General features: G+C 73.5%; 8 protein-coding genes. 7 read left to right on the plus strand and 1 reads right to left on the minus strand.

The annotated features are described in order from the left end of the window. The first annotated feature begins 21 nt into the window (after positions 1-21). From ACK8OX_RS15475 to ACK8OX_RS15490, 4 genes are all read left to right on the plus strand, one after another. The gene (locus ACK8OX_RS15475) at positions 22-900 is read left to right on the plus strand and encodes a 3-hydroxybutyryl-CoA dehydrogenase (RefSeq protein WP_430665083.1); all 879 of its coding nucleotides are present in this window, start codon (positions 22-24) and stop codon (positions 898-900) included. Positions 901-914: 14 nt separating this feature from the next. Then, the gene (locus tag ACK8OX_RS15480) at positions 915-1,973 is read left to right on the plus strand and encodes a mandelate racemase/muconate lactonizing enzyme family protein (protein ID WP_430665084.1); all 1,059 of its coding nucleotides are present in this window, start codon (positions 915-917) and stop codon (positions 1,971-1,973) included. A gap of 46 nt (positions 1,974-2,019) precedes the next feature. Beyond that, the gene (locus ACK8OX_RS15485; RefSeq protein ID WP_430665086.1) at positions 2,020-2,772 is read left to right on the plus strand and encodes a potassium channel family protein; all 753 of its coding nucleotides are present in this window, start codon (positions 2,020-2,022) and stop codon (positions 2,770-2,772) included. A 67-nt stretch (positions 2,773-2,839) separates the two neighbouring features. Beyond that, positions 2,840-3,805: a Bug family tripartite tricarboxylate transporter substrate binding protein gene (locus ACK8OX_RS15490; protein WP_430665087.1), complete on the plus strand. Its 966-nt coding sequence runs from the start codon at positions 2,840-2,842 to the stop codon at positions 3,803-3,805. Positions 3,806-3,851: 46 nt separating this feature from the next. On the opposite strand, the gene ACK8OX_RS15495 is transcribed toward ACK8OX_RS15490, so the two are convergent. Next, positions 3,852-4,367: a pyridoxamine 5'-phosphate oxidase family protein gene (locus ACK8OX_RS15495; RefSeq protein WP_430665088.1), complete on the minus strand. Its 516-nt coding sequence runs from the start codon at positions 4,365-4,367 to the stop codon at positions 3,852-3,854. A gap of 95 nt (positions 4,368-4,462) precedes the next feature. Here ACK8OX_RS15495 and ACK8OX_RS15500 point away from each other — a divergent pair, with 95 nt between their 5' ends. From ACK8OX_RS15500 to ACK8OX_RS15510, 3 genes are all read left to right on the plus strand, one after another. Further along, positions 4,463-5,341, plus strand: a complete 879-nt coding sequence (locus tag ACK8OX_RS15500; protein WP_430665089.1) for an SAM-dependent methyltransferase — start codon at positions 4,463-4,465, stop codon at positions 5,339-5,341. A 12-nt stretch (positions 5,342-5,353) separates the two neighbouring features. Then, positions 5,354-6,136 (plus strand): enoyl-CoA hydratase/isomerase family protein, encoded by a 783-nt coding sequence (locus ACK8OX_RS15505; RefSeq protein ID WP_430665091.1) that lies wholly within the window; start codon positions 5,354-5,356, stop codon positions 6,134-6,136. Between the two features lie 66 nt (positions 6,137-6,202). Next, positions 6,203-6,450 (plus strand): hypothetical protein (locus ACK8OX_RS15510; RefSeq protein ID WP_430665092.1); only part of this gene is annotated, 248 nt, incomplete at its 3' end.

Genomic DNA, 6,450 nt, shown 5'->3' on the forward strand with positions numbered 1-6,450 from the left:
GCAGGTCAGGGGACAGGTCGGATGGCGGAAATCCGGAAGCTTGGCATCGTCGGCGCGGGCCAGATGGGCAACGGCATCGCCCATGTGGCGGCGCAGTCCGGCCTGTCGGTCGTGATGCTCGACGTGGCGGAGGCGGCGCTGGCCAAGGCGGTCGCCACCATCGCGAAGAACATGGACCGGCAGGTGCAGAAGGGCACGCTGCCCGCAGCCGAGAAGGACGCGGCGCTGGCGCGCATCGCCACCGCAACCGGCCACGCCGCCCTGTCCGACTGCGACCTGGTGATCGAGGCCGCGACCGAGCGCGAGGAGGTCAAGCGCCAGATCTTCGCCGCGCTGACGCCGCACCTGAAGGCGGATGCGCTGGTCGCGACCAACACCTCCTCCATCCCCATCACCCGGCTGGCCGCCGCCACCGACCGCCCGGGCCGCTTCGTGGGGATGCATTTCTTCAACCCCGTGCCGATGATGAAGCTGGTCGAGGTCATCCGCGGCCTCGCGACCGAGGAGGCGACGGTGCAGGCGGTGGCGGGGCTGGCGCAGCGCATGGGCAAGACGGTGGCCTTCGCCGCCGACTACCCCGCCTTCATCGTCAACCGCATCCTGCTGCCGATGATCAACGAGGCCTGCGTCGCGCTGCAGGAAGGCGTGGGCGACATCGCCTCCATCGACGCGGGCATGAAGCTCGGCTGCAACCACCCGATGGGGCCGCTGGAACTGGCGGACTTCATCGGCCTCGACACCTGCCTCTCGGTGATGGAGGTGCTGCAGGCCGGCATGGGCGACAGCAAGTACCGCCCCTCCCCCCTCCTGCGGAAGTATGTCGAGGCCGGCTGGCTCGGCCGCAAGACCGGCAAGGGCTTCTACGACTACTCGGTCCAGCCCCCGAAGCCGACGCGCTGATCCCGCCGCGCGCCATGCGCATCACCGGCCTCGTCGCGGCGGTGGAGCAGCTGCGCCCGGCGCGCGCCGCAGATGCCTATGCCGGGCGGGAAAGCCTGACCTTCGTCCGCCTCCGCGTCGAGACCGATGCGGGGCTGGTGGGGGAGGGGATGACCGGCCGATTCCTCGCCGGAAGCGTCGCCGCCCTGCTGGAAGGCGACTTCGAGGACCTGCTGCGCGGCCAGGACCCGATGCGGCACGAGGCGCTGTGCGGCCTGCTGTGCCGCAGCCTGAACCCGCGCGGCGCGACGGGCGCATTCGTCTCGGCGCTCTCCGCCCTCGACCTCGCGCTCTGGGACCTGAAGGGCAAGGCGCTGGGCCAGCCGGTGGCGCGGCTGCTGGGCGGGGCCGTGGACCGCGTGCGGACCTACGCCACCGCCGGCCTGCCCGCCTTCACCGAGGCCGAGCTGGTCGCCGCCTGCGAGGCCGCGCTGGCCGAAGGCCATGCGGGGGTGAAGATGCTGGTCGGCACCGGCCGGCCGATCGCCGAGGATGCGGCCCGCATCCGCGCGGTGCGCCGCGCCATCGGCGACGCGCCGCTGATGATCGACGCCAACTGCGCCTTCACGCCGGACCAGGCCGGGCGGCTCGCCCGGATGGTCGCCGACTGCGACATCGCCTTCTTCGAGGAGCCGGTGCGCGGCAACGACATCCCCGCCCTGGCCGCGCTGCGCCGCGCCATCCCCGTCCCGCTCGCCTCGGGCCAGATGATCCAGTCCGTCGGCTGGTTCCGCGATGCCCTGGCGGCCGGCGCGCTCGACATCGTGCAGCCCAACGCGGCCTTCTGCGGCGGGCTGACCGCCATGCTGCGCATCCTGGCGCTGGCCGAGGCGCAAGGCGTGCCCGCCTGCGGCGCGGGCGGGTTCGAGGCGGCGAACCTGCCCGCCATGGCCGGCCATGCCCATGGCGGGATGCTGGAGGTCCACGGCGCCCATGCCGCGCTGCGTGCCCGTTTCGCGACGCACCCCGCCTGCGCGGCCGGCTGGCTGGCCGTGCCGGAGGCACCCGGCCTCGGCTTCGGCTTCGCGGCATGACCGAACCCGCGCGCGGCCCGCGCGTCCTGCCGGGGTGGCGGCACGGATGACCATCCCCGGATCGGACGGCCTTGGCGGCAGGCGCGGCGCGGCCGCGGCCTATGGCCTGCTCGCGCTCGACCTCGCCGCGCTGGGCTGGGTGATCCTGGAGTCCTTCCTGCCGGAGAGCCCCGTGGTCTTCGCGGCCGACATCGCGGTGGGCCTGGTGCTGGCGGCGGAGCTGGCGATCCGGCTCCGCGCCTCACCTTCCGCCCGGCGGGAACTGCTGCACCCGGCGGGCATCGCGGACCTGCTGGCGGTGATCTCCTTCCTGCTGGCGCCCTTCTTCGCCGGATGGGGCTTCCTGCGGAGCCTGCGGACGCTGCGGCTGCTGCGGTCCGCCCGGCTGGTGGCGCAGCTGCGGCGCGACCTGCCGGCCTTCCGCCAGAACCAGGAAGCGGTGGTGGCGGCGTCGGACCTCGTGGTGTTCATCGTGGTGATGACCGGCATCGTCCATGCCACGCAGTACCGCACCAACCCGCATATCGACGACTGGGCGGATGCGCTCTACTTCACCGTCACCGCACTGACCACGACGGGCTTCGGCGACATCACCCTGCCCGGCACCACGGGGCGGCTGATCTCCGTCGTCATCATGCTGGCGGGCGTCACGCTGTTCCTGCGCCTCGCCCAGGCGCTGTTCCGGCCGAACAAGGTGCGCTTCCGCTGCCAGTCCTGCGGCCTCGGCCGGCACGAGCCGGACGCGGTCCACTGCAAGGCCTGCGGGGCGCTGCTGAACATCCCCGACGACGACGATTGAAGCGGCCGCGCGCCGCGTCCATCCTTCCCCCGCGCGCCGCGGAGACGGCGCGACGGGAGAATGGTCCATGATGCTGAAACGCCGCACGCTGCTCGCCGCGCCCCTTGCCGCCCCCCTGGCGGCCCGCGCCCAGGGCGCCGGCGCATCCGGCTGGCAGCCGACGCGGCCGATGCAGCTGGTCGTGGGCTTCGCCCCGGGCGGCGGCAGCGACATCATCGCCCGCACCATCGCCGAGGCCTGCGCGCCCTTCTTCCCCGTGCCGCTCGTCGTCGTGAACCGCCCCGGCGCGGGCGGCGCGCTGGCGGCGGAACAGGTGGCGCGCGCCGCGCCGGACGGCCACACCCTGCTGCTCGCCGGCGGGTCGGAAAGCACCTCCCTCCCCGCCCATCGCGACCTGCCCTACGACCCGAAGCGCAGCTTCGCCGCCGTGATCCGGCTGACGAGGAACGCGCATTTCATCTGCGCCCGCGGCCGCGGCGGCCGCTTCACGACGCTGCCGCAGGTGATCGAGGCCGCGCGCGCCGGGCGCGGCGCCGTCACCCACGGATCGTCGGGCGTCGGCTCCCTGTCGCATTCCATCTTCATCATGTTCGAACGCGCGACCGGGACGGAACTGCTGCACGTCCCCTATACCGGCGGCGGGCCGCAGCAGCAGGCGCTGCTGGCGGGGCAGATCGACCTTGCCGTGCAGGCCAGCGACGAGCTTGGCGGGCTCGTCGCCTCGGGCGACATGCTGCCGCTTGCGGTCACCACGGCCGAACGCCACCCCCAGCACCCGACGGTGCCGACGATGCGGGAGATGGGGAGCGAACTGGTGGCGGAGAACATGAAGGGCTGGGTCGGGCCGGCCGGCATGACGCCGGAGATGGTCGCCTGGCTGCATGACCGCTTCCGCCAGGGAATGGCCACCCCGGTCTGGCGCCGCTTCATGGACCGCGCGGGCGACCCGGACGGCTATGCGGACGGCCCGGCCTTCCAGCGCGACATGGATACGCTGCTCGACGCCATCCGCGCCGCGATGCGCCGCGGCTGACCGCCCCGGCCCCCCTCCCCCGCCGCGGGGGAGGGGTGGCGCGTCCTCAGGCAGGCCGCTTCAGCGACACCTTGTCGTTCTCGCCCGCCTTCGGCGGCTCCCCGGTCAGGCGGGCCTTCACGTAGCCATAGGCGTGCACGAGGGTGGAGGACGGGCTGTCCCAGTATTCCGCGCCCTCCACCTCCACCTTCAGCAGCGCCGCCCTCGGGTCCTCGGGCCCGCCGGGGAACCAGGTGCGCAGCGGCTCGGACCACAGTTCCTTCTGCTTCTGCGGGTCGCGGATCACCTCGGCCGTGCCGGAGACGGAGACGTAGTTCTGCTCGGACGGGTCGGCATAGGCCAGCAGCACGCGCCCGTCATGCTGGATCTCCTCGGTCTTCGGGCTGGGCTGGCTCGTGAAGAACCACAGCGTGCCGGAGAATTCCTTCATCTTCACCGCGCGCATCGGCCGCCCGCGCATCCGCCCCTGTTCGTCGAGAGTGACCATCATCGCGATCTGGACCTCGCGGATCATTTCCCACAGCTTGTCGCGCGCCGCCTGGTCGGTCCGGGTCTCCACCATGATCCTCGCTCCCTCTGGGTCGGCGGGGGAACGGCGCAGCCGCGCGCCGGTTGCGCCGCTTGCGCTCGGGCCGCCCGCCAGCATCTCTGGCGGGCATGTCCCATATCGGCACCCTTCCCCCGGACGCCGCCCGCCAGGCGCGGCGCGTCGCGCGCTACTACCGCTGGCTCGACCGGCTGACCTGGTTCGACGAGCACCGGGCGGCGGCCGGGCACGGCGCGCTGCCGGTCCACCGGGCGCTGGCCGATCCGGCGGGCGGGCCGCCCTCGGCGCAGGTCATCCACCGCCTGATGCTGGACGGGCTGGACCTGCCGCCCGCGCCGCGCGTGCTCGATGCCGGCTGCGGCTATGGCGCGACGATGCTCGACCTCGCGCCGCATCTCGGCGGCGACTGGACGGGCCTGACCCTGTCCCCGGTGCAGGCGGCGCGTGGCAATGCGGAGATCTCGGCACGCGGCCTGGCGGGGCGGGCGCGGATCGCGGTCGGGTCCTATGACGGCGCGCTGCCCGGCCCTTTCGACCTCGTCTACGGGATCGAGAGCCTGATCCACAGCGCCGATCCGGCGCGCACCGTGGCCAACATCGCGGCACACCTCGCCCCCGGCGGGCACCTGGTGGTGGTGGACGACATGCCGGAGGAGGCACTGCCGGAGGATGCAATGCGCCGCCTTGCCCGCTTCCGCCGCTTCTGGCGCTGTCCGGTGGCGCCCACCCGGGCGGGCTGGATTGCCGCCTGCCGCGCGGCGGGGCTGGAGCCGGTGGCGGAACGCGACCTCAACCCCCTGCTGCGGGTCCGCGGCGCGGCGGAACTGGCGCCGCGGCTCGCCGCGCTGGAACGCCGCGCCCGGCTGCCGCGCCTGCTGGGCTTCGGCCTGCGCGCCGAGGCCGAGATCGGCGGGATGCTGCTCGAATCGCTGCAGACCGAGGGGCATGTCCGCTACCGGGTGCTGGCGGCGCGGAAGGGGCCGGGCTAGCTTCGCGCCGCCATGCCGCATCCCCACATCCTGACCTCGCGCGAGGGCGACATCGCCCTCGTCACCATCGACCGCCCGGCCAAGCGCAACGCCATGGACCTGCCCATGTGGATCGCGCTGGCCGATGCCATCGAGGCGGCGGATGCCGATGACAGCCTGCGCTGCGTCGTCGTCCGCGGCAGCGGGGAGGAAGCGTTCTGCGCCGGCGCCGACATCGCCGCCTTCGCGCATGAACGCGGCACGCCGGAGCGGGAGGAGGTGTATTCGCGGGAACTGACGCGCAGCTTCCAGTCGCTGCGGGCGTGCCGGCACCCGGTGGTCGCGGCCTGCCGCGGCTGGACGATGGGCGGCGGCGCGGGCATCGCCACCATGTCGGATTTCCGCGTCGGCGGGCCGGGCACGCGCATCGGCATCCCGGCGCGCAATCTCGGCATCTGGTACGCCTATGGCGAGCTCGACCCGCTGCTGCAATCCGTGGGCTACGCGGTCGCCTGCGAGCTGCTGATCGAGGGCCGGGTCTTCACCGGGACCGAGGCGCTGGAGAAGGGCCTGCTCTCCCGCCTCGTCCCCGACGAGGCGGTGGGGGAGGAGGCGATCGCGCTCGCCCGGCGCATCGCCGCGGGGGCGCCGCTGTCGAACCGCTTCCACAAGCGCGCCCTGCAGCGCCTGCGCGGCCCCCTGCCGGTGACGGCGGAGGAGATCCGCGCCAATGGCGACTACGCCTACACGGAGGACTTCCGCGAAGCCGCCCGCGCCTTCGTCGAGAAGCGCAAGCCGGTCTTCCGGGCCCGCTGAAGGCCCGGGGCGGGCGCGCCGGTCAAGAAAACTATTCGGTCACTCTTTCGCGGCAAGGTGCCGCCGATGCCCGCGCATGATCATGCCTCGCTGGATCGCTTCGTCGCGACCCTGCCGGAGCGCCCTTCCAGCTTCGCCGACCGCGGCGTCGCGGTGCCGTTCACGGCGCCGATGCTGGCCGGGGCGAGGCTGCGCCGGCCCGCGGGCAGGCCGCCCGAGCTTCTCCTGCCCGCGCTGGGCGGTCGCGGGGTCTACATCCTCGACTGGGACGCCTGCCTCGGGGCCTGCCGGCCGACCCTGCACGACCGCAGGCT

Source organism: Falsiroseomonas sp. CW058 (assembly GCF_050563535.1).
In the GTDB taxonomy this organism is placed as follows: domain Bacteria; phylum Pseudomonadota; class Alphaproteobacteria; order Acetobacterales; family Acetobacteraceae; genus Falsiroseomonas.

What these genes read in the sequence shown, in the direction of transcription:
- ACK8OX_RS15475 (WP_430665083.1), top strand. Translation starts at nt 22, where the DNA reads ATGGCGGAAATCCGGAAGCTTGGCATCGTCGGCGCGGGCCAGATGGGC.
- ACK8OX_RS15480 (WP_430665084.1), top strand. Translation starts at nt 915, where the DNA reads ATGCGCATCACCGGCCTCGTCGCGGCGGTGGAGCAGCTGCGCCCGGCG.
- ACK8OX_RS15485 (WP_430665086.1), top strand. Translation starts at nt 2,020, where the DNA reads ATGACCATCCCCGGATCGGACGGCCTTGGCGGCAGGCGCGGCGCGGCC.
- ACK8OX_RS15490 (WP_430665087.1), top strand. Translation starts at nt 2,840, where the DNA reads ATGATGCTGAAACGCCGCACGCTGCTCGCCGCGCCCCTTGCCGCCCCC.
- ACK8OX_RS15495 (WP_430665088.1), bottom strand. Translation starts at nt 4,367, where the DNA reads ATGGTGGAGACCCGGACCGACCAGGCGGCGCGCGACAAGCTGTGGGAA.
- ACK8OX_RS15500 (WP_430665089.1), top strand. Translation starts at nt 4,463, where the DNA reads ATGTCCCATATCGGCACCCTTCCCCCGGACGCCGCCCGCCAGGCGCGG.
- ACK8OX_RS15505 (WP_430665091.1), top strand. Translation starts at nt 5,354, where the DNA reads ATGCCGCATCCCCACATCCTGACCTCGCGCGAGGGCGACATCGCCCTC.